At 64.5% G+C, this 20,983-nt stretch carries 23 protein-coding genes; 9 read left to right on the top strand and 14 right to left on the bottom strand.

What is annotated here, in order from left to right; genetic code table 11:
- Positions 1-25: 25 nt before the first annotated feature.
- Both AC2CQI_RS27990 and AC2CQI_RS27995 read right to left on the bottom strand, forming a co-directional pair.
- Positions 26-391: a YbaN family protein gene (locus AC2CQI_RS27990; protein WP_075804290.1), complete on the bottom strand. Its 366-nt coding sequence runs from the start codon at positions 389-391 to the stop codon at positions 26-28.
- Positions 392-401: 10 nt separating this feature from the next.
- On the bottom strand, positions 402-989 hold the full coding sequence (locus AC2CQI_RS27995) for a UPF0149 family protein (protein ID WP_075804258.1): 588 nt from the start codon (positions 987-989) through the stop codon (positions 402-404).
- Between the two features lie 245 nt (positions 990-1,234).
- Between AC2CQI_RS27995 and recQ the strand changes: the two genes are divergently transcribed.
- Together recQ and AC2CQI_RS28005 are read left to right on the top strand one after the other, a co-directional pair.
- A complete protein-coding gene (recQ, locus tag AC2CQI_RS28000; protein WP_484578523.1) occupies positions 1,235-3,370 on the top strand; it encodes a DNA helicase RecQ in 2,136 nt (711 codons plus the stop codon).
- 113 nt (positions 3,371-3,483) lie between these two features.
- Positions 3,484-3,924: a MarR family transcriptional regulator gene (locus AC2CQI_RS28005; protein WP_075804256.1), complete on the top strand. Its 441-nt coding sequence runs from the start codon at positions 3,484-3,486 to the stop codon at positions 3,922-3,924.
- Between the two features lie 112 nt (positions 3,925-4,036).
- On the opposite strand, the gene AC2CQI_RS28010 is transcribed toward AC2CQI_RS28005, so the two are convergent.
- Both AC2CQI_RS28010 and AC2CQI_RS28015 read right to left on the bottom strand, forming a co-directional pair.
- A complete protein-coding gene (locus tag AC2CQI_RS28010; RefSeq protein ID WP_484578524.1) occupies positions 4,037-5,338 on the bottom strand; it encodes a transposase in 1,302 nt (433 codons plus the stop codon).
- Positions 5,339-5,407: 69 nt separating this feature from the next.
- Positions 5,408-7,597 (bottom strand): patatin-like phospholipase family protein, encoded by a 2,190-nt coding sequence (locus AC2CQI_RS28015; RefSeq protein ID WP_075804255.1) that lies wholly within the window; start codon positions 7,595-7,597, stop codon positions 5,408-5,410.
- A 67-nt stretch (positions 7,598-7,664) separates the two neighbouring features.
- Here AC2CQI_RS28015 and AC2CQI_RS28020 point away from each other — a divergent pair, with 67 nt between their 5' ends.
- Entirely contained in the window at positions 7,665-7,946 is a 282-nt protein-coding gene (locus tag AC2CQI_RS28020) for an Rdx family protein (RefSeq protein WP_075804254.1), read from the top strand.
- Here the strand turns inward: AC2CQI_RS28020 and AC2CQI_RS28025 are convergent.
- Positions 7,943-8,824: a DMT family transporter gene (locus AC2CQI_RS28025; protein WP_075804253.1), complete on the bottom strand. Its 882-nt coding sequence runs from the start codon at positions 8,822-8,824 to the stop codon at positions 7,943-7,945. The two genes, AC2CQI_RS28020 and AC2CQI_RS28025, sit on opposite strands and share 4 nt — an antisense overlap.
- A gap of 77 nt (positions 8,825-8,901) precedes the next feature.
- Complete coding sequence (locus AC2CQI_RS28030; RefSeq protein ID WP_075804252.1) at positions 8,902-9,666, bottom strand: helix-turn-helix transcriptional regulator; 765 nt, start codon at positions 9,664-9,666, stop codon at positions 8,902-8,904.
- A gap of 131 nt (positions 9,667-9,797) precedes the next feature.
- Between AC2CQI_RS28030 and AC2CQI_RS28035 the strand changes: the two genes are divergently transcribed.
- Complete coding sequence (locus AC2CQI_RS28035; protein ID WP_484578525.1) at positions 9,798-10,619, top strand: UDP-2,3-diacylglucosamine diphosphatase; 822 nt, start codon at positions 9,798-9,800, stop codon at positions 10,617-10,619.
- Positions 10,620-10,746: 127 nt separating this feature from the next.
- Here AC2CQI_RS28035 and AC2CQI_RS28040 read toward each other — a convergent pair whose 3' ends face one another.
- The gene (locus AC2CQI_RS28040; RefSeq protein WP_484578526.1) at positions 10,747-11,058 is read right to left on the bottom strand and encodes an Mpo1-like protein; all 312 of its coding nucleotides are present in this window, start codon (positions 11,056-11,058) and stop codon (positions 10,747-10,749) included.
- Positions 11,059-11,203: 145 nt separating this feature from the next.
- Between AC2CQI_RS28040 and AC2CQI_RS28045 the strand changes: the two genes are divergently transcribed.
- Entirely contained in the window at positions 11,204-12,280 is a 1,077-nt protein-coding gene (locus AC2CQI_RS28045; RefSeq protein ID WP_484578527.1) for an AraC family transcriptional regulator, read from the top strand.
- Here the strand turns inward: AC2CQI_RS28045 and AC2CQI_RS28050 are convergent.
- Positions 12,237-13,691: a TrkH family potassium uptake protein gene (locus tag AC2CQI_RS28050; protein ID WP_075804289.1), complete on the bottom strand. Its 1,455-nt coding sequence runs from the start codon at positions 13,689-13,691 to the stop codon at positions 12,237-12,239. The two genes, AC2CQI_RS28045 and AC2CQI_RS28050, sit on opposite strands and share 44 nt — an antisense overlap.
- Positions 13,692-13,839: 148 nt before the next feature.
- Here AC2CQI_RS28050 and AC2CQI_RS28055 point away from each other — a divergent pair, with 148 nt between their 5' ends.
- Entirely contained in the window at positions 13,840-14,394 is a 555-nt protein-coding gene (locus tag AC2CQI_RS28055) for an NAD(P)H nitroreductase (protein ID WP_484578528.1), read from the top strand.
- A 128-nt stretch (positions 14,395-14,522) separates the two neighbouring features.
- On the opposite strand, the gene AC2CQI_RS28060 is transcribed toward AC2CQI_RS28055, so the two are convergent.
- The 6 genes from AC2CQI_RS28060 to AC2CQI_RS28085 all read right to left on the bottom strand — a co-directional run bounded on the left by AC2CQI_RS28060 (position 14,523) and on the right by AC2CQI_RS28085 (position 18,574).
- A complete protein-coding gene (locus tag AC2CQI_RS28060; RefSeq protein ID WP_484580675.1) occupies positions 14,523-15,863 on the bottom strand; it encodes a sensor histidine kinase in 1,341 nt (446 codons plus the stop codon).
- 55 nt (positions 15,864-15,918) lie between these two features.
- Positions 15,919-16,350, bottom strand: coding sequence for a Spy/CpxP family protein refolding chaperone (locus AC2CQI_RS28065; RefSeq protein WP_484578529.1), 432 nt, complete (start codon positions 16,348-16,350; stop codon positions 15,919-15,921).
- Between the two features lie 126 nt (positions 16,351-16,476).
- Positions 16,477-17,154 carry a response regulator transcription factor gene (locus AC2CQI_RS28070; protein WP_075804245.1) on the bottom strand — a complete coding sequence of 226 codons (678 nt, stop codon included), beginning with the start codon at positions 17,152-17,154 and terminating at the stop codon, positions 16,477-16,479.
- Between the two features lie 7 nt (positions 17,155-17,161).
- Positions 17,162-17,554: an SH3 domain-containing protein gene (locus tag AC2CQI_RS28075; RefSeq protein ID WP_075804244.1), complete on the bottom strand. Its 393-nt coding sequence runs from the start codon at positions 17,552-17,554 to the stop codon at positions 17,162-17,164.
- Between the two features lie 122 nt (positions 17,555-17,676).
- Positions 17,677-17,976 (bottom strand): YciI family protein, encoded by a 300-nt coding sequence (locus AC2CQI_RS28080; RefSeq protein ID WP_075804243.1) that lies wholly within the window; start codon positions 17,974-17,976, stop codon positions 17,677-17,679.
- Position 17,977: 1 nt separating this feature from the next.
- Positions 17,978-18,574: a septation protein A gene (locus AC2CQI_RS28085; protein ID WP_484578530.1), complete on the bottom strand. Its 597-nt coding sequence runs from the start codon at positions 18,572-18,574 to the stop codon at positions 17,978-17,980.
- A gap of 67 nt (positions 18,575-18,641) precedes the next feature.
- Between AC2CQI_RS28085 and AC2CQI_RS28090 the strand changes: the two genes are divergently transcribed.
- The 3 genes from AC2CQI_RS28090 to AC2CQI_RS28100 all read left to right on the top strand — a co-directional run bounded on the left by AC2CQI_RS28090 (position 18,642) and on the right by AC2CQI_RS28100 (position 20,975).
- The gene (locus AC2CQI_RS28090; RefSeq protein ID WP_484578531.1) at positions 18,642-19,505 is read left to right on the top strand and encodes a PHP domain-containing protein; all 864 of its coding nucleotides are present in this window, start codon (positions 18,642-18,644) and stop codon (positions 19,503-19,505) included.
- Between the two features lie 13 nt (positions 19,506-19,518).
- A complete protein-coding gene (locus AC2CQI_RS28095) occupies positions 19,519-20,148 on the top strand; it encodes an L-threonylcarbamoyladenylate synthase (protein ID WP_086937240.1) in 630 nt (209 codons plus the stop codon).
- Between the two features lie 128 nt (positions 20,149-20,276).
- Positions 20,277-20,975 carry a segregation and condensation protein A gene (locus AC2CQI_RS28100; RefSeq protein ID WP_178392016.1) on the top strand — a complete coding sequence of 233 codons (699 nt, stop codon included), beginning with the start codon at positions 20,277-20,279 and terminating at the stop codon, positions 20,973-20,975.
- Positions 20,976-20,983 lie beyond the last annotated feature (8 nt).

Raw genomic sequence — 20,983 nt, forward strand, 5'->3', positions numbered from 1 at the left:
GCGATGAGGCCCTGAAGACAACAACCTAGTCCGGTCGTTGCAGGGTCTTCTGCCTGAGGATATAGATCGAAACCAGCACCGCACTGGTCAGCATGAACCCCCGGGCCCAGGGCGACGGCACCAGGTAGCAGGAAAAGCCGATACTCGCCCACATCAGGCCGATGGCGTAGACCTTGCCCTTGAGGGGAATGCCTTCGCCACTGAGATAATCACGAATCCACGGCCCGAGCCGCGGGTGATTCACCAGCCAGTCATGGAAGCGGGGAGAGCTGCGGGCAAAACAGGCGGCCGCGAGCAATAGAAAAGGGGTGGTTGGCAGTACCGGAAGGAAAATGCCAATCACCCCCAACGCGACGCTGAGCCAGCCGACGGCCAGCAGCAGGTAGCGCACCACCACGCAATCAGTGGTGGCGCGGCTTGAGCAGGGCCGGTTTTTCGTCTGGCGCGTGGCACAGCAGGTACAGGGCGGTCAGCGCTTCCGGAATCTGCACGATCATGTCGTCCATCAGGTTGGCATCACTGGCGATATCGGCGAATTCAGGCTGCTCGTCGAACAGGCCGGAACCGACCATGATCGGCAGGAGCATCTCGCTGACTTCTTCCTCGGCGCTTTCGAACCAGGCTTCCTCGCGCAGGAACACGCCTTCCATGAAACCGATGCACCAGCCGCGCAGGTCGGAGTCGTCCGGCTCTTCGCCGAGGTCGAGGTCGCATGGCAGCTCGAATTCCTCGTCGCTGGCCAGTTGGCGGGCAATATGGCCCTTGAGCTGGACCAGGGTGGCTTCGATCTCGGCACGCTGGGCGTCGCTGGCGTAGTGCGGCTCCTCGGAGAACAGGGCGTCGATCCACTCGCGCTCCGGTACTTCTTCGGCGCAGATCGACAGCGCGGTCAGGTAACCGCAGGCGGCCACGTAGTCCAGCGCCTCTTCATGCAGCTCGTCGGCGTCGAGGAAGGCTTGCAGGCGGGTCAATTGCTCGGCGAAGGACATTTAGGGGCTACCTTGGAAGTGGTTCAATATTGAATTCTAGCATTGTGGGGGCCCTGCAAGGCAAAGGATGACGCTCTATCGCGCGGTCGCCCTGCGCGGGTGGGCGCTCGGGTATACTCTCGGCTTTTTTCCGCCGGGTGCGGGTTTTCCCCCGGTAAAAGCTGCTTGCGTTTTTTTACGTGAGTCGCGAGGGATTTTCATCCAGCCTGTATGGCCAGGATGGGTTCACGATTTTTGGAGTGGTTATGCTCGAACAGGCTCAGCGCGTCCTTCGCGATATCTTCGGCTACGACAGCTTCCGCGGTCGCCAGGGGGCGATCATCGAACGCGTGGCCAAGGGCGGCGATGCGCTGGTGCTGATGCCGACCGGCGGTGGCAAATCGCTGTGCTTCCAGGTCCCGGCGCTGCTGCGTGACGGCCTGGCGGTGGTGGTTTCGCCGCTGATCGCGCTGATGGAAGACCAGGTCGCGACCCTCGATGAACTGGGCGTCGCCGCGGCTTCGCTGAACTCGACCATGAGCGCCGAGCAGCAGCGCGAACTGGCCGGACGCATCCGCCGTGGCGAGCTGAAGATGCTCTATCTCGCACCGGAGCGCCTGGTGCAGCCGCGCATGCTGGATTTCCTGCGCGAGCTGGACATCGCCCTGTTCGCCATCGACGAGGCCCACTGCGTTTCGCAATGGGGCCACGACTTCCGTCCGGAATACCTGCAACTGGGCCAACTGGCCGAGCTCTTCCCCCATGTCCCGCGCATCGCCCTGACCGCCACGGCGGACATGCGCACCCGCGAAGAGATCGTCACCCGCCTGCACCTGCAGGAGGCCGAGCGCTTCCTCTCCAGCTTCGACCGCCCGAACATCTTCTACCGCATCGTGCCCAAGGAGCAGCCGCGCAAGCAGTTGCTGGCGTTCCTCGGCGAACGTCGCGGCAACGCCGGCATCGTCTACTGCCTGTCGCGCAAGAAGGTCGACGAGGTGGCCGCGTTCCTCTGCGGCGAGGGCTTCCCGGCCCTGCCGTATCACGCCGGCCTGCCCGCCGAGACCCGTGCCGCCAACCAGCGCCGCTTCCTCAACGAGGAAGGGCTGATCATGGTCGCGACCATTGCCTTCGGCATGGGCATCGACAAGCCCAACGTGCGTTTCGTCGCCCACCTCGACCTGCCCAAGTCGCTGGAAGCCTACTATCAGGAAACCGGTCGCGCCGGCCGTGACGGCCTGCCCGCCGATGCCTGGATGGCCTACGGCCTGCAGGACATGGTGATGCTCAAGCAGATGCTGCAGAACTCCGAAGGCGACGAGCGGCACAAACGCGTCGAGCAGCACAAGCTCGACGCCATGCTCGCCCTCTGCGAAGAAACCCGCTGCCGCCGCCAGGCCCTGCTGCGCTACTTCGACGAAGAACTGCCCAACCCCTGCGGTCACTGCGACAACTGCGTCGACGGCGTGCAGACCTGGGATGCCACCGAGCCGGCCCGCCAGGCCCTGTCGGCGATCTACCGCACCGGCCAGCGCTACGGCGTCGGCCACCTGGTGGATGTGCTGCTGGGCAAGGACAACGAGAAGATCCGCAATTTCGGCCACGAGAAGCTTTCCGTCTATGGCGTCGGCAAGGGCCGCGCCGAGGGCGAATGGCGCTCGCTGTTCCGCCAGATGGTCGCCCGCGGCCTGGTGGATGTGGACCTGGATGGCTACGGCGGCCTGCGCCTGTCCGATAGCTGCCGGCCGCTGCTGCGCGGCGAGGTGACCCTGGAACTGCGCCGCGATCTCAAGCCGCAGACCACCAGCAAGGGCAGTAGCAGTGGCGGCAGCCCGGCCAGCCAGCTGGTGCGCGGCGACGAGCGCGAGCAGTGGGAAGCCCTGCGCACCCTGCGGCGCAAGCTGGCCGAAGAGCATGGCGTGCCGCCCTACGTCATCTTCCCCGACTCGACCCTGCTGGAAATGCTCCGCAGCCAGCCCACCAGCCTGGCCGAGATGGCCCGGGTCAGCGGTGTCGGCGCGCGCAAGCTGGAGCGCTATGGCGAGGCCTTCCTCGAAGTGCTGGGCGGCGAGGCCGAGGCGCCGCCGGTGGTCACCGACCTGCGCCACGAACTGGTCAGCCTGGCCCGTGCCGGCATGACTCCGGCGCAGATCGCCGGGCAGTTGAAATGCAGCGAAAAGAACGTCTACAGCCTGCTGGCCGAGGCCATTGGTCGCCAGGAACTGTCGCTGGAGCAGGCCCTGGACCTGCCGGAAGACCTGATGATGGAAGTGCAGGACGCCTTCCTCGACGGCGAAGGCGAACTGCCTCCGGTCTCGGAAATCCTCCCGCTGTTCGCCTCGCGGGTGCCGGAAGGGGTGCTCTATTGCGTGCGTGCGGCCCTGGCCGCCGAGTTCGAGATGTAATGGGGTTGTCACTATTTCTTACGTTTGGTCAAGATCGTCGCCCAGATGAACCTTGCCTAAGCGCAATGGGCATGGTTAGCTGACTAATAATTAGTTCTGACCATGAGTTTTCCATGCCTTTGACCGATCAACACCGCTTCGGGATGCAACTTGCCCATATGTCCCGAGGCTGGCGCGCCGAGCTGGACCGCCGCCTGGCGGGCCTCAACCTGTCCCAGGCGCGCTGGCTGGTGCTGCTGCACCTTGCCCGTTTCGACGAAGCCCCGACCCAGCGTGAACTGGCCCAGAGCGTGGGCGTGGAAGGCCCGACCCTGGCCCGCTTGCTGGACAGTCTCGAATCCCAGGGGCTGGTCAAGCGCCATGCGGTGCTGGAAGACCGTCGGGCCAAGAAGATCGTCCTGTGCCCTTCGGCCACGCCGTTGATCGAGCAGATCGAAACCATCGCCAATGCCCTGCGGGTAGAGCTGTTCACCGGGGTAGATGAAGAGGAACTGGCGGTGTGCATGCGGGTGCATACGCGGATTCTGGCGAATCTGGACAAGTCCAAGGTTTGATTGTGCTCTTGAGGGCCTCATCGCTGGCAAGCCAGCTCCCACAGGTTCGGCGGTGCACGCGGACCCTGTGGGAGCTGGCTTGCCAGCGATGAGCATGGGTATCTACACATCTCTAACGCCTTTGCCTCGGTAGCCAGCCAACAGCTTCATTTGCAAACGCGGCAAGCTCCTGAGGACTGTACTGCTCCAGCGTTTCTGTCATGGCTAACAGCATGTACAGCCCTGCCAATAACGCTGAAGCAGTCACAGGCTGGGATCGTTTCATCTGGCGGCCAGATAATCGCACCAGGAATGTTCGGGTTTGCTCGGCAAACTGACCCTCGGCACGCATCAATCGCCAAGCCACTGCACAGGCCTGACTTGCGATAAGCAGTCGTTTGAACACAGCCTCACCACTTTCCTGCTGCCAGCTTTCCAGCTGTTGCCCACCTTCCTTGAGCAGTTTGAAGTAGGACTCGATTCGCCACCGCCAGTAGTACCAAAGCGCAATCTGCTCAGCACTGGCTTTCCCGCCCACATTGCTCAGCAGATACCAAGTGGCTAAGAGTTCTCCCGATTCGCTCATGACCCGGCTGACAACCAGGCGCGCAGGAAGAGGATCTCCTGGCTGGCGGAGCTTGAATCGTTCTGCCCTGCTTTTGGCAGTTGGTTGGGCTTTTCGGGTCAGCACTACGTCTGTTTCTGCGACCCACTGTATCGCCGGCTTTCCCTTGAAAACGACGTCCCGAGCGGCTCTAAAGGACAGGTCTTCAGCGATGAGCTTCACTGAGCGCGATCGATCCTGGTACTTAGCCGTGGAGTTCATCCTGGCTCGCACCAGCCAAAGATGGTTGCCAGCTTGCAGTTGCCTCAGATGCCCCACCGAGTCTGCTTCTCGATCGACGATATGCACCAAAGGTTTGGCAAAGCCTTGCTGTTCAAGCCATGCAGCACGGTCCACCAACTCGTCCATGTGCTTGCCATGAGCAATGAGTTCATCAGTCCGGGTGCTGAGTATTCCATCCTTGAACGACAGGTTTTGAGCGGGTGTGCAGATGGGTGATCCATCACGATCACTCACCAGCAGGCTGCTTTGCAGTTCGTAACCGACATCGCCCTTATGGGTCATCTGCAGGCGATCAGTCTTGCTGTGGTGGTGCATGAAATTGATACGCGACCAGTCATGCATGACCAGTGCGTACTCATCGCAATCCTCGCTGCATCCCTCATGAGCCAATGCCAGCAAGGGTTTCACCAGATCACTGGGTTTAACCCGGTCGTTTCCCAGAAACCGCCACATGGCCTGTGTTTGCGAAAAGGCCCTGTCGCTACGCGGCAGGGCCTTCATTCCGGCGGCCAAGCCCGCCAGTGCGTTGGTATGTCCCATCACTAACTCGTCGTACCGCTTGATCAGTCGGGCATCGAGCCCGGTCATTTCGAATCCATGCGGTTCTTTTATAGACCATGATGGGAGTTGTGTAGATACCTATGCAGCGATGAGGCCCTAGAATGTTTGCCCCAGATTCAGATACACCGCCTTCTGATCCTCGGTGTTGAACCCATAGCTGAAGCTCAACGGCCCCAGCGGCGTATCGAAGCCGACGAAGATGCTCGCCGCATTGATATAGCCACTGTCGAACTCGTTGTCGTTGTTCCACACCCGCCCGCGTTCCAGCGAGCCGCCCAGGTACAGCGGGAAGTCCAGCGGCAGGTAGGCCCGCGGGGTCAGGCGGCGGTAGTACACCATCCGCGCCAGGCTCAGGTTCTGCCCCGATAGCGAGTTCTGCCGGAAGCCCGATAGCTGCCGTGCTCCGCCCATCACCATCGCCGACACCACCGCATCCGCGTCATCCAGCGTGCGTCCATAGCGCCCGCCCAGCACCCAGGTGTTCGGGCCGCTGCTCAGCGCCTTGTCCAGTTTCATTTCCCACTGCTGATAACGCTGGTCCGAACCCAGTGCCGGCTCGAACTGGCGCAAGGTCAGGCGGAAATCCTCGCCGCTGTGAGGGAAGTAGACGTTGTCGAGGCTGTCGAAGGAGTACTTCAGGTCGTAATAACCTTCGGTGAGGCTGACGTCCGGCAGGTCCTGGTCGCCGATCCTGACCCGTGCCCGGCCCCACGCCTGGCCCACACCCAGGCGTACCTCACCGCTGGTGCCGATCTGCCGGCCGACGTTCAGGCCAAAGCCATAGCGCTCCAGGCGGTACTCCGCGACCGGATCCTCATCCAGCGCCACGTCGATGTTCTGCGAGCCCAGTTCCAGATAGGGCGCGACGAAGTAGCGCGATCCCGCATCCAGCGGCTGGTAGAACTCGCTGTACAGCTCCTGCACATCGCCGATCTGCGCCCGGGTCAGCCATTCCGCGCCCAGCTTGTTGATGCCGTTGACCCGGTAGCTGGCGCCGAGGTTGAAGGCGCTGTCGCCGCGCATGTCGTCGGAGAGGTTGAGCCCCAGGCGCAGGTAGTCGGTGCCCCCGCGGCGCCCACGGGCGTTGATCACCAGGGTGTGGTCCTGGCCCTTGTGCACCACGCGGTACTGCACCCGGTCGAAGTAGTCCAGGCCGTACAGGGTGCCCATGTCGGTCTGCAGGCGGTCCAGGTCCAGCGGCTGGCCGATGTTCTGGCGGATGTAGTAACGGATCACGTCGTCGCTGACCTTGGAGTCGTTCTCCACCTTGATCGCGGTGATGACCGGCGTGCGCTGGTCCGGCGAGCGCGCCACCGCCAGTTCGATGTCGCTGCCTGCGGGCGGACGCAGGGCGGCCAGGCGGCTGTCGAGGATGCGCGTGGCGCGGTAGCCGGCGTCCATCATTTCCTCGGCGCGGCCGAAGTCGGTGGCGCTGATGCTGGCCAGCGGTGGCTGGATCAGGATGTCGTCGCGGTGCAGGGCCGCCAGTTGTTCCTCGGAATTGCGCCGGGTCATCAGGGTGATGGACTGGTTGAGCACATCCACCACCGTGCCCAGTTGCTTGCGGTTGCGCAGCGGGGTGCCGATATCGACGACGATCGCCACGTCGACCCCCATCTGCCGCACGATATCCAGGGGAATGTTGTCGACCATGCCGCCGTCCACCAGCAGCCGGCCATCCAGCTCCACCGGGGCGAACACCGCCGGGATCGACATGCTGGCGCGGATCACCTGGGGCAGGTGGCCGCGGCTGAACACCACTTTCTCGCCGCTGGCGATATCGGTGGCCACCGCGCGGAAGGGTATTGGCAGCTTGTCGAAGTCGCGGGTATCGCTGGTATGGGCCAGCAGGCTTTCCAGCAACAGGGCGAGGTTCTGGCCCTGGATCACCCCCAACGGCAGGCCGAGGCTGCCGTCGTCGCGGAAGCTGATCTTCTGTTTCACCAGGAAGTCGCGGTCGTCCTGCTTGCGCCGGAAGGGCACGTCCTTGCGCGGCGGGGCATCGGACAGCGCCTGCTGCCAGTCGATGCTGCGCGCCAGCTTTTCCAGTTCCTCGACCTTGTAGCCCGAGGCATACAGCCCGCCGATCACCGCGCCCATGCTGGTACCCGCGATGGCATCGATCTTCACCCCCTGTTCCTCCAGGGCCTTGAGCACGCCGATATGCGCCAGGCCACGGGCGGCGCCGCCGGACAGCACCAGGCCGACCTTGGGCCGGGTGGCCTCGGCGGCGAACAGTTGCAGGGACGGGAGCAGGAAGAGCAAACACAGCAGCAGGCGGCGCATCGCGATTCTCGAAGCCAGGGGCAAACCGCTAGTATAAGCGCCACTTATTTTGTTTGAGGTCGTTACCGTGAGCGCGTCGAAGCCGGAAATCGTCATCACCTACTGCACCCAGTGCCAATGGCTGCTGCGCGCCGCCTGGCTGGCCCAGGAACTGCTCAGCACCTTCAGTGACGAACTCGCCCGGGTGGCCCTGGAGCCGGCCACCGGCGGCACCTTCCGCATCACCTGCGACGGCGTGCAGATCTGGGAGCGCAAGGCCGATGGTGGCTTCCCGGAGGCCAAGGTGCTGAAGCAGCGGGTACGCGACCAGATCGATCCTCAGCGCGACCTGGGGCACAACGACCGCTAATGTTCCGCCGCTGTCTTGCGTGACGCGTTGCTGGCCGCCAGGCGGCTGGAAATGACGATGGCGAAGATGATCAGCACGCCGCCCAGCAGCATGCGTGGTGTCGGGGTTTCGGCGAACAGCATCCAGGCCACGGCGATGCCATAGATCGGCTCCATGGCGAAGACCACGGCGGCGGTGCGCGCCTTGATCACATTGAGCGCCGCGACGAACAGGCTGTGGGCGACGCCGGTGCAGAACACCCCGAGCAGGCCGATCCACAGCCAGTCCAGCGCCGGCACTTGGCTCAGGCCTGGCGCGGCGAAGGGCAGCAGGCACAGGGCGACCACCAGGTTCTGGCACATCGCCGCCTGCACCGCCGGAACCCGTCCCGAACCAGCGCGGTTGGTCAGCGACAGCAGCGAGAACAGCAGGCCGGACAGCAAGGACCAGAGCAGACCGCCAGTGGCCTCGCTGGCCAGGTTGAATTCCGGGGTGACCAGGATCAGGCCGACACTGACCAATCCCACCAGGACCAGCTCGTTGCCGCGAATCCGCTCGCGGAACAGCAGGCCTTCGAGGATCACGGTGAAGGCCGGGAAACTGGCGAAGCCGAGGGTGGCGATGGCCACGCCGCCGACCTTCACCGAAATGAAGAAACTCACCCAGTGCCCGGCCAGCAGCACGCCGCCCAGGCCGAGGCGGCGCCAGTCCTGGGCTTGCAGGGCTTTCCAGCCCGGCCCGGCGAGGCGGGCGAACAGGGCCAGGGCGAGCACCGCGAAGGCGGCGCGACCGAAGACGATGATCGAGGGCGAGGCGCTGGCCAGCTTGCCGAAGACGCCGGTCAGGCCGAAGAACAGCGCGCCGATATGCAGGGCGCCGAGGGCGGTGCGGTGGTTCATGGAAGTCCTTGCAGGGTCGGGGAGCGACGCGGCCAGTCTACGGCGCCCGGGCCCCGGCGTCTGTCGCCGGACTCGCGTCAGTTGTCGCCGGACTCGCGGCGCAGCGCACCGGGGCTGCGTCCGAAAGCCTTGAGCATGGCGGCGGCGAAGGCGCTCTGGGAACTGTAGCCGACCCGGCTGGCGATCTCGCCGATGGGCAGGCGGCTGCCTTGCAGCAACTGGCGGCCGCGCAGCAGGCGGTGCTGGCGGATGTAGTCCATCGGCGTGATCCCGCGCTCGGCCATGAAGCGCGCATGCAGCCGCGCGCTGGACAGGCCGGCCAGGCGGGCGAGGTCGGCGACTTGCAAGGGATAAGCGGCGTATTGCTCGATATGCGCGTCGAAGGACGCATAGGGCAGTTCCCGCGACGGCGGCAGCGGGCTGTTGCCCGGATTCAGGCTGGCCAGCAACAGGACCGCGCCCTGGCGGGTGATCAGGGCATCGTCCATCGGGCTGTGCGCCAGCCAGTCCACCAACTGTTGCTGGCGGCTGTCCAGCAGCAGCGGGCCGGGGCGCTCCAGCAGGCGCAGGCAGTCGCTGCTGCGCTCGCCGAGACTCTGCGCCAGCCAATTTTCCGCCGGCACATCCAGCACCAGGCAGTGGCTGCCGACAGGGCTGCCGCAGGTGTGATGGGCGCCAGCGGGAATCACCATCAGGTCCTGGCGTTCGACCCGTCCGCCACGGCCGTCCACCTCGAAATCCAGGCGCCCGCCGAGACCGAACACCAGTTGCGGGTGGTCGTGGGCATGGGCGATCAGGTCGTCGCGGTAATGGCGCAGGGAAAGAATCGGGCCGTTGCTCATCTGGCGTGCTGTCCGGCTGGGCGAAGGGGGCCATTGTACGCCTCGGCGGCTGTCATGGGACTGCCGCAGGGCTGTCATGTCGGATTAACCGCTGGCTGGCAAGGTCGAGCAAATTCACTGGAGCCTCGCCCATGAACAGTGCCGCGTTTCTCAAGCCCACGCGCAAGCGGCGTGTCCGCACCCTGTGGATTTCCGACGTGCACCTGGGCACCCGGGATTGCCAGGCCGAGCATCTCTCGCAGTTTCTCAAGCGCTACCACGCCGACCGCATCTACCTGGTGGGCGACATCATCGACGGCTGGAAACTGCGCGGCGGCATGTACTGGCCGCAGGCCCATACCAACGTGATCCGCCGCCTGCTGACCATGAGCAAGCGCGGCACCGAGGTGATCTACGTCACCGGCAACCATGACGAATTCCTGCGTCGCTATTCCAAGTTGATCCTCGGCAATATCCACCTGGTGGACCAGGCCGAGCACCTCACCGCCGATGGTCGCCGGTTGCTGGTGATCCATGGCGACCAGTTCGACGTGATCACCCGCTACCACCGCTGGCTGGCCTTCCTCGGCGACTCGGCCTACGAATTCACCCTGACCCTCAATCGCTGGCTCAACCACTGGCGGGCGCGTTATGGCTATGGCTACTGGTCGCTGTCGGCGTACCTGAAGCACAAGGTCAAGACGGCGGTGAACTTCATCAGTGATTTCGAGGAAGCCATTGCCCACGAGTGCGTGAAGCAGGGCTATCACGGGGTGGTCTGCGGGCATATCCACCATGCCGAGATCCGCAAGGTGGGGGAGGTGGATTACCTCAACTGTGGGGATTGGGTGGAATCGTGCACGGCGTTGATCGAGCACTGGGACGGGAGTATCGAGTTATACAGGCTGGCCGAGGATCAGGCGCGGATGGCGGAGGAAGAGGCCGCCAGGGTGACCGAGTCCGTGCAAGGCTGACGGGCCTCATCGCTGGCAAGCCAGCTCCCACAGGTACAGCACAGGCCTCAAGATTTGTGCTGACCCTGTGGGAGCTGGCTTGCCAGCGATAGGGCCCTGAAGAGCAAAGCAAATTCCTGAACCTGCCTCAGAAGCTGACTTTCCCGCGCAACATGTCGCGATACATCACGAAATCCCCCAGCAAGCTATAGAACGGATGCTGAAAGGTCGCCGGCCGGTTCTTCTCGAAGAAGAAATGCCCGATCCAGGCAAAGCCGTAACCGGCGAACGGCACGGCCAGCAGCAGCAACCATTTGCCGCTACCGATCGTGTAGGCAAGCAGGGCGATGACCAGGGTGGTACCCACGAAGTGCAGGCGACGGCAGGCGGGGTTGGCGTGTTCGTTCAGGTAGTAGGGGTAGAACTGCGCAAAACTGCTGAATCGTCGAGGGCTTTCCACGGGGCTTGGGCCTCCTTGTTCTTGTCGATCGTCAACGGATACGGCGTGGAGCCTGAACCCAGTCTAGAGTCATTAGCTGTATCAGCAAGTGACAATAAGCGCCACTTTAGTATCCTTGCGCCTTATCCCATTTCAGAGCCCGCCCATGAACGAGAGAACCACGTCAGCAAGCTGGGCCTCGGGCATTGTCAAGGCGCTTGAACTCGAAGGGCTGGACTGCGCGGCCCTGTTCCACAAGCTTGGCCTGGACTTCGCCGCGCTGAGCGACCCCGATGCACGTTTCACCCAGGATTCCATGACCTGCCTCTGGCAACTCGCCGAGGAGCTGTCGGGCAACCGCGCCATCGGCCTGAACATGGCCCGGGTGGTGCGCCCGGCGTCCTTTCACGTGGTCGGCTATGCGCTGATGTCCAGCCGCACCCTGGCCGAGGGCTTCGGGCGCCTGGTGCGCTACCAGCGGATCATCGCCGAGAGTTCGGACCTGAGCCTGGAGCTCGGCCCGGAAGGCCATGCGCTGATCCTCACCGTGCACGGCGACCATCTGCCGCCGACCCGGCACAGCTCGGAGGCCTCGCTGGCCTGCGCGCTGTCCCTGTGCAGCTGGCTCAGCGGGCGGACCATCCAGCCGCGTCGGGTACTGATCCAGGGGCCGCAGCCCGAGGATATCGAGCCCTACCGCATCGCCTTCCATTCGCCGCTGGTGTTCAACGCACCCTATGATGCGCTGATCTTCGAACCCTCCGACCTGCAAAGCCCGCTGCCCACCGCCAACGAGGCGATGGCGGTGCTGCACGACCGGTTTGCCGGAGAATACCTGGCGCGCTTTTCGGAAAGCCGGGTGACCCACCAGGCCCGTCAGGTGCTGTGCCGCGTGCTGCCCCAGGGCGAGCCCAAGCGCGAACTGGTGGCCCAGGCCTTGCACCTGTCCCAGCGCACCCTGCAGCGCCGCTTGCAGGAGGAGGGCACCAGCTTCCAGGCGCTGCTCGACGATACCCGCCGCGAGCTGGCCGAGCAGTATCTGTCGCAACCGGGCATGACCCTGCTGGAAACCGCCTATCTGTTGGGCTTCGCCGACCCGAGCAACTTCTTCCGCGCGTTCCGCCGCTGGTTCGACCTCACCCCCGGCGAATACCGCGCCCGCCGCCACGGCCTGAAGACCGAGGCCGAGGCAGACGCCGTCAATGCCGCCAGAACGCCGGCATACACAGAACAAATACGGTAATGATCTCCAGGCGGCCGAGCAGCATGCCGCCTGCCAGGATCCACTTGGCCGCATCCGGCAGGGTGGCGAAGTTGCCCGCCGGGCCGATGGTCTCGCCCAGGCCCGGGCCGACACCGGACACGGTACTGGCGGCACCGGTCAACGCGGTCATCCAGTCGACGCCAAGCAGCGACAGCAGCAGGGCGATCACGCAGATGGTGATGGCGAAGAAGAACGAGAAGGTCAGGATCGAGCGCACGATTTCTTCGTCGAGGCGGTGACCGTTGTACTTCTGCTTGATCACCGCGCGCGGGTGGATCAATTGGTTCAACGAGGCCTTGAGCAGGATGTAGGCGACCTGGAAGCGGAAGATCTTGATCCCGCCGGCGGTGGAGCCGGAGCAGCCGCCGATGAAGCCCAGGTAGAAGAACAGCATCAGCGAGAAGTTGCCCCACAGGCTGTAGTCGCCGAGGGCGAAGCCGGTGGTGGTGACCACCGAGGTGACGTTCAGCGCCACATGGCGGAAGGCGTCCAGCCAGTGCAGCTTGGTGGTCGCCCAGTACCAGGTGCCGAGCACCACCCAGGTCGCCACCAGCAGGAACAGCAGGCCCTGCACCTGCTGGTCGCGGATCAGCGCCCTGCGGTTGCCGCGCAGGGTTGCGACGTACAGGGTGAAGGGCACGCTGCCGGCGATCATCACTACCACCGCGACCCAATGCACCGCCGGCGCGTCCCATTTCGCCAAGGACAGGTCAGAGGTGGAGAACCCCCCGGTGGAAATCGCCGACATGGCGTGGTTGATCGCATCGAACGGGCTCATCCCCGCCCACCAGAACGCCAGGCTGCCGAGGATGGTGATGCCGACGTACACCAGGACGATGTACTTGGCCACCATGTGCGAGCGCGGCATGACCTTTTCCGAGCGGTCCGAGGATTCGGTCTGGAACAGGCGCATGCCACCGATGCGCAGCAGCGGCAGGATCGCCACCGCCATGCCGATGAAGCCTATGCCGCCGAGCCAGTGCAGCAGCGAGCGCCACATGAGGATGCCCGGCGACATGCTGTCCAGGCCGCTGAGCACGGTGGAACCGGTGGCAGTGATCCCCGACATGCTCTCGAAGAAGGCATCGGTGTAGCTGATGTGCTGGGTCAGCAGGAACGGCAGGGCGGCGAAGATGCACACCACCAGCCAACTGCTTACCGTCAGCAGGTACATGTCCCGCGGGCGCAGGTGCACGTGCGCGGGGCGCCCGGGCAGGACCAGGGCCAGGCCGGCGACGAAGGTGATCAGGCTCGACCAGAGGAACGACGGCATGTCGCCGGTGCGCTCGAAGATGATCAGCGTGGCCATGGGGACCGTCATGCTGATCGCCAGGGTGATCAGGAAGATGCCGATAATGAAACCGATGATCCTGAGGGTCGGCAACGCCACCATGTACTGAGTCCTGACTCGAAACGGAAGGGCGCCATTCTACCTGCGACCCTTTTTAAGTAAACGGCGCTGTTAAGTAAACGGCGCTGTGCGCTTTGCCGAAGAGCACCCTAGAATGGTCGTTCATTTTTCCACTGGAGGGTAGCCGATGGAGGCTCTCGACGCTTTGCTCAACCGTGTATCCGTTCCGCGCCTGACCGAGCCTGCGCCCAATGCCGCGCAGCGCGAGGGCCTGTTCCAGGCGGCCTTGCGCGCGCCGGATCATGGGCAACTGCGGCCATGGCGCTTCATCACCGTCGAAGGTGAAGGGCGCAACCGGCTGGGTGAGCTGTTCGCCGAAGTGGTGGCACAGAAGGGCGATGCCGACCAGGCCGCGCTGGACAAGGCCCGGGCCATGCCGTTGCGTGCGCCGCTGCTGGTGCTGGTGATTGCCCGGACTCGCGAGCATTTCAAGGTGCCGGTGTCGGAGCAGGTGCTGGCCGCGGGTTGTGCGGCCCACGGGATTTTGCTGGCGGCGCATGCCCAGGGGATTGGTGCGGTGTGGCGTACTGGCGAGATGGCCTATTCGGCCCATGTGGCCAAGGGGCTGGGGCTGGAAGAAGGTGAGGAGCTGATCGGCTTCCTGTACCTGGGCACGCCGATGGGTGAGCCGCGTACGGCGCCGGTGCTGAAGACCGAGGATTTTGTCAGCGCCTGGGGCTGAAATCTTCAGTGGGGCTGATGGCCCTATCGCTGGCAAGCCAGCTCCCACAGGTACAGCACAGGCCTCGAGACTTGTGCTGACCCTGTGGGAGCTGGCTTGCCAGCGATGAGGCCATCAGCCTCCCAGTATTAACCACTGACACTCCCCTGGACCGGTAGCACCAGGGTAGCCACAAACCCACCCTGCGGATGATTGTCCAACTGCAACACCCCGCCATGCCGCTCCGCCGCCTTGCGCGCGATCGCCAATCCCAGCCCATGCCCTGCCGCCGTCTGCCCCGGCGCGCGGAAGAACGGCTCGCCCAACTGCTCCAGATGCTCCGGTGCCACGCCCGGCCCGTGGTCACGCACGCTGAGCACGATCCTTTCGCCATCCCGCTGCGCCACTACCTCGATCGGTTCACCCTCGGGATTGAAACGCAGCGCATTGCGCAGCAGGTTGTCCAGCGCCCGCTCCACCAGGGTCGGCCAGCCCTGCAGGCTCAGCCCCGGCATTTCCTCCAGCTTGATCAACTGCTCCGGCGCACCCAGTTGTGCGTCCTTGCACACCCCGTTGACCACCGCATTCACATCCACGGGCTCGGCATGCGCCTGCTCGGCATCGACCCGGGCCAGCACGAGGATCTCGCTGATCAGCGCTTCCAGGCGGTCGCATTCGCGGGTCAGGCGTGGCCAGTAGGTATCGCGCTGCTCCGGTTCGGCGCGCTCGGCCAGAGCGAGGGCGATACGAAGACGGGCCAAGGGGGAGCGCAGTTCGTGAGACACATCACGCAAGAGTTGCCGCTGGCTGCCGATCAGGCTCTGCAGGCGCGAGCCCATGCGGTTGAAATCATTGGCCAGCACACCGAATTCATCCCGGCGCGCGGCCAGGCGGGCCAGGCTGTTCTGTTGGTAGCTGGCCTGGCCAAGGTCATGCACCGCGCCGCGCAGGCGACTGAGCGGGCGGGTGATGGACAGTGTCACCAGCAGGCTGAACAGGGTCAGCACCACCAGGGCGATCCCCAGGGCGCTGAGCGGCCAGATCAGGCTGTCGCGGTGCCAGGCGTCCAGTTCCGGGTGCGGGATGCGGTAGATCAGCAGGTAGGTCTCGCCGCTGCCGGGGCTGGTGTATTCCTCGGTCAGGCGGCGCCAGGGCAGCGGCCGGTGATCGTTGCCCTGACGGGCTTCGAAGTCCGCCGCACGGCGCGGGAAGGTCCCGGGCACCACGGAGTCACCGGCTTCGTTGAGCACCTGGGTATCGATGTGGTAACGCCGCTTGCGCTGTTCCAGGTACTTTTGCGCCGCTTGCGGACCCAGGGTCTCGTAGCGCTCGGTCCAGTTCTTCGCCAGGGTGTTGAGGCCCGGATGGCGGCTGAGGATCCAGTTGTCCTGGTTGAGCATGTGCCCAAGCAGGATCGACAGGCCGGCGACCAGGGCGATGGCCAGCCAGAAGCTGGCCAGGATACGCCAGAACAGTGAGCGCAAGGGCAGTTCCTCAAACAGGAAAAGCCCGGCCTGCGTGCGCAGGCCGGGCGGGGTTCATGGATTATTGGGCCTTTTTGCCATGTTCGGCTTTCCAGGCCTGGAACTCTTGCCATTCGGCACGGCGTTCCTCGCGTTTTTTCTTCATTTCGTCGAACTGCTTCTGCTGTTCAGGCTTGAGCAGGGCGCGGATATCGGCCTGGTTCTTGTCCTGCTTGGCTTTCAGTTCGTCTTTCATCGCCTTCTGCTCAGCGGCAGGCAGTTTGTCCAGGTATTTGCGGGTGACGTCGCGACGGTCTTTCATTTCCTGGCCCATCAGCTTGCCGATCTGCTGGCGCTGTTCGCGGGTCAGGTCCAGCTTGGCCAGCGGGTCGCCACCGCGGTGGTGTTCGCTGAAGCGTGGGCCGTGGTCAGGACCCGGGCCGGCGTCCGGCATGGCCATGGCGACGGTCGGCAGGGCGGCAGCGAACATCAGGGCGATAAGGGTCTTGCGCATGGTGTATCTCCTTTCTGAAGGCCGGTCGTTACCGGATGTGGCCAGTTTAGGGAGATCAAGGTCAGCGGCGGTCAGCCATCGGTAAAGCTTGGGTAAAGAGGCTCGGTGACCGTGCTGACAAAGCGCTTACAGGCTGTAGTAGTACCCGCGGCTGCGCAGCGCGACGATGCGCGGCCGGCCGTCGGCATGGGGGCCGATCTTCTTGCGCAGGTTGCTGACGTGCATGTCCAGGCTGCGGTCGTACAGGGTCAGCTTGCGGCCCAGGGCGATCTGCGCCAGCTCCTGCTTGTCCAGCGGTTCGCCGGGCTGGCGCAGCAGGGCTTCGAGGATGCGGCTTTCGGACAGGGTCAGGGTCAGCTCGCGCTCGTCGATCTCGACCACGCCGCGGGCCGGGCTGAAGCTGAGGTCGCCCAGCTCCACCTGGGTCGGTGCCGCCGGGGCGTGGCTGCGGCGCAGCACGGCGCGCAGGCGGGCGGTGAGCTCGCGGGGGTCGCAGGGCTTGGCCAGGTAGTCGTCGGCGCCCAGTTCCAGGCCGAGGATGCGGTCTAGCGGCTCGCCGCGGGCAGACAGCATCAATACCGGCAACTCGGCGTGGTCGTTGCGCAACTGCTTGAGCAGCTCCAGGCCGCTGCCGTCGGGCAGCATCACGTCCAGCACCACGGCAGCGGGGGCCTGCTCGGCCAGGGCCTTGCGGGCGCTCAGGCCGTCGTGGCAGGCGCGGACCTGGAACCCCTCCTGGCCCAGCCAGTGGGCAAGCAGTTCGCAGAGTTCCTGGTCATCGTCAATCAGTAGCAGTTCGCTCATTTCTTACTCAGTTCAACCATTGCTTGCGCCGTCTGTGGCTGCCACTGGCAAAGATACCGCAAAGCACGGCGATCAGGGCGACTCCGCCGCCGGTGACGAACCATTGCTGCTGATCGCTCAGCAGGCGTGGGCTGACACTGGCCTGGGCTTCCTTGAGCGCCAGCTTCAGGCGCTGGTTTTCCTGGCGCAGGCGGCCCAGTTGTGCGCTTTCGCGTTCGTTGTCGGCGTTCTGCAGTTGCTGGGCCAGGGCTTCGCGCTGGCGTTCGCTTTCCTGCAGGCGCTGCTGCAATTCGGTGATCTGGCTGCCGGCGCTCAGCGACAGCGGGGTGGATTCTTCGGCCTTGGCCATGGGGCTCAGCAACAACAGGCACAGCAGCAGGGACAACGGACCTTGACGCATTTTAACTCCTGTAATTCAAGACGAATGTTCAGGACGTTGTCGGCAGGGCGATGAGAATAATGAGCAACGGGAGGGATTTAAAGCCTGGATGGCGCGCCGCCGCCGGGCGGCGCGCCAATGCATTACGGCAGGACTTGCTTGAACGGTTTGACGATGACGTTGGCGTAGACGCCGGCGGCAATGTACGGGTCGGCATCGGCCCAGGCCTTGGCGGCCTCCAGCGAGTCGAACTCGGCGACGATCAGGCTGCCGCTGAAACCGGCGGCGCCCGGGTCGTTGCTGTCGATGGCCGGGTGCGGGCCGGCGAGGACGATGCGGCCTTCGGCCTTCATTTGCTGCAGGCGCTCCAGGTGCGCCGGGCGGGCAGCCAGGCGGGCATCCAGGGAGTTGGCGACATCGGTGGCGATGATGGCGTAGAGCATGTCATTCCTCGGGTTTGGGAGTGGTGGGATCACTGTCGTGCAGGTGCCGGGACAGGTAGACGCCCTGGGCGACCAGGAACAGCACGGTCATGCCCAGGCTGCCGAACACCTTGAAGTCGACCCAGTAGTCCTGGAAGGTGAACGCGACGAACAGGTTGGCCGCGCCGCAGAACAGGAAAAACGCGATCCAGGCCACGTTCAGGCGGCTCCAGACAGTGTCCGGCAGAGTCAGGGCATGGCCCATGATGCGCTTGATCAGCACCTTGTCGCCGATGAAGTGGCTGCCGAGGAAGGCCAGGGCGAACAGCCAGTTGACCACCGGCGCCTTCCACTTGAGGAAGGTTTCACTGTGGAAGGCCAGGGTCAGGCCGCCAAACACCAGGCAGGCCACCAGGGTCAGCAACTGGCCTTTTTCCAGGCGGCGCTGGCGGATGAACAGCGCACCGTAGACCACCAGCGAGCTGATGATCAGCACCGCGGTGGCACTGTAGATGCCGCCCAGGTTGAAGCTCTGACCGGCGATCTCGACCAGGCGCGGTTCGATCTTGTAGACGATGAAAAACAGCAACAGCGGGATGAAATCGATGAATTGTTTCACGGTAGCAGCCAGGAGCGGGATGTCCCGGCATAATAACAAACCTCAATGAGAGGAAAAGCTTCACCCCATGAATGTTGATCTGCACTGCCACAGCACCGCGTCGGACGGCTCGCTGACCCCCACCGAACTGGTCGCCCGCGCCTATGAGCAGGGCGTACGGGTGATGGCGCTCACCGACCACGACACCCTCGAAGGCCAGCTCGAGGCCCGCCAGGCCATGCGTGAGCGGGGCATGCAGTGGGTCAGCGGCATCGAACTGTCGTGCACCTGGTCGGGCGCCACCATTCATGTGCTGGGCTATGGCTTCCCGCTGGATGCGCCGCCCTTGCTCGAAGCGGTAGAGTCCCTGCACCGCGGCCGCTGGCTGCGGGCCGAGGAAATCTCCCGACGCCTAGCGGCCAAGGGCATGCCGGACGCGCTGGAAGGCGCGCGGGCGATCCAGCAGGCCCTGGGCGACAGCGGCAATGCGCCGGCCCGTCCGCATTTCGCCGATTTCCTGATCCAGGCCGGCCACGTCAAGGATCGCGCCGAAGCCTTCCGCAAGTGGCTCGGTGCCGGCAAGCTGGGCGACGTCAAGCTGCACTGGCCGACCCTCGACGACACCGTAGAGACCCTGCGCAAGTCCGGCGCCTGGGTCAGCCTGGCCCATCCGATGCATTACGAACTCACCCGCAGCAAGCGCCGTCGCCTGATTGCCGACTATATTCAAGCGGGGGGCCAGGCTCTGGAGGTGGTCAACGGTATGCAGCCGGCGGAACAGGTCGGCACCTTGTCCATCCTGACCCGCGAGTTCGGTCTGCTGGCCAGTGCCGGCAGCGACTTCCATGGCCCGGGCACCTGGTCGGAAATCGGTGTCTACCGGCCTTTGCCGGAGGATCTGCCACCTCTGTGGCGTCGATTCAAACATGAGCAGCCATCCGCGGACGCCTGAACAGGAAGACAACGTGAGTCAATTTTTCCAGATACACCCGGAGAATCCACAGCTGCGCCTGATCAAGCAGGCGGTGGAGATCATCCGCAAGGGCGGGGTGGTGGTGTTTCCCACCGACTCGTCCTACGCCATGGGTTGCCAGATCGGCGACAAGGGCGCCATCGAGCGGGTACGCCGCCTGCGCCAACTGGACAAGAACCATAACTTCACCCTGATCTGCTGCGATATGTCGCAACTGGGGCTGTTCGCCAAGACCGACACCGGCATTTTCCGCCTGCTCAAGGCCCATGTGCCGGGGCCCTACACCTTCATTCTCAATGCCACCCGCGAAGTGCCGCGCCTGCTGATGCACGAAAAGCGCCGCACCATCGGCCTGCGCGTCCCGGATCACCCGATCACCCTGGCCCTGCTCGAAGAACTGGGCGAGCCGCTGATGAGCGTGAGCCTGATCCTGCCTGGCGACGAAGAGCCGATGACCGATCCCTACGAAATGCGCCAGGCCCTGGAGCATCACGTCGACCTGATCATCGATGGCGGTTTCGGCGGCCTGAAGGCCTCCACCGTGATCAACCTGGCCGACGGCGAGCCAGAAGTGGTGCGGGTCGGCTGCGGTGACCCGACCCCGTTCATGGTCGAAGCGTGAGCGCGGTCGAAACCGTCGAGGCGCCCGTCGATCCCCAGGCTGGCGCCCAGCAGGAACTGCCGCTGGTGATGGTCTACGGCCAGGCCCTGACCGAAATGCCGGTGGACCTGTACATCCCGCCGGACGCCCTGGAAGTCTTCCTCGAGGCCTTCGAAGGCCCGCTGGACCTGCTGCTCTACCTGATCCGCAAGCAAAACGTCGACATCCTCGATATCCCCGTGGCGGAAATCACCCGCCAATACATGGGCTACGTCGAGCTGATGAAGACCGTGCGCCTGGAGTTGGCCGCCGAATACCTGGTGATGGCCGCCATGCTCGCCGAGATCAAGTCGCGCATGCTCCTGCCCCGGGCCGAGACTGCCGAGGAAGAGGAGGACGACCCGCGCGCCGAACTGATCCGCCGCCTGCAGGAATACGAGCGCTTCAAGGCTGCCGCCGAGGATATCGACCAGCTCAGCCGGGTCGGCCGCGACGTCATCGTGCCGCGTCTGGAGGCCCCCCAGGCCAAGGCGCGCAAGCTGCTGCCGGAAGTGATCATCGAGGAAGTGCTGATGTCCATGGCCGAAGTGCTGCGGCGCAGCGACCTGTTCGAGAGCCACCAGGTCAGCCGCGAGGCGCTGTCCACCCGCGAGCGCATGAGCGAAGTGCTGGAGCGCCTGCGCGGCGCCGGCTTCGTGGCCTTCGGCGAGCTGTTCAAGGCCGAGGAGGGCAAGCTCGGCGTGGTGGTGACCTTCATGGCGATTCTCGAGCTGGTCAAGGAACAACTGGTCGAACTGGTGCAGAATGAGCCCTTTGCGCCGATCCATGTCCGGGCCCGGGCAGAGTAATCCACGAG

The sequence above is a fragment of the Pseudomonas sp. P2S-1 genome (assembly GCF_057197725.1).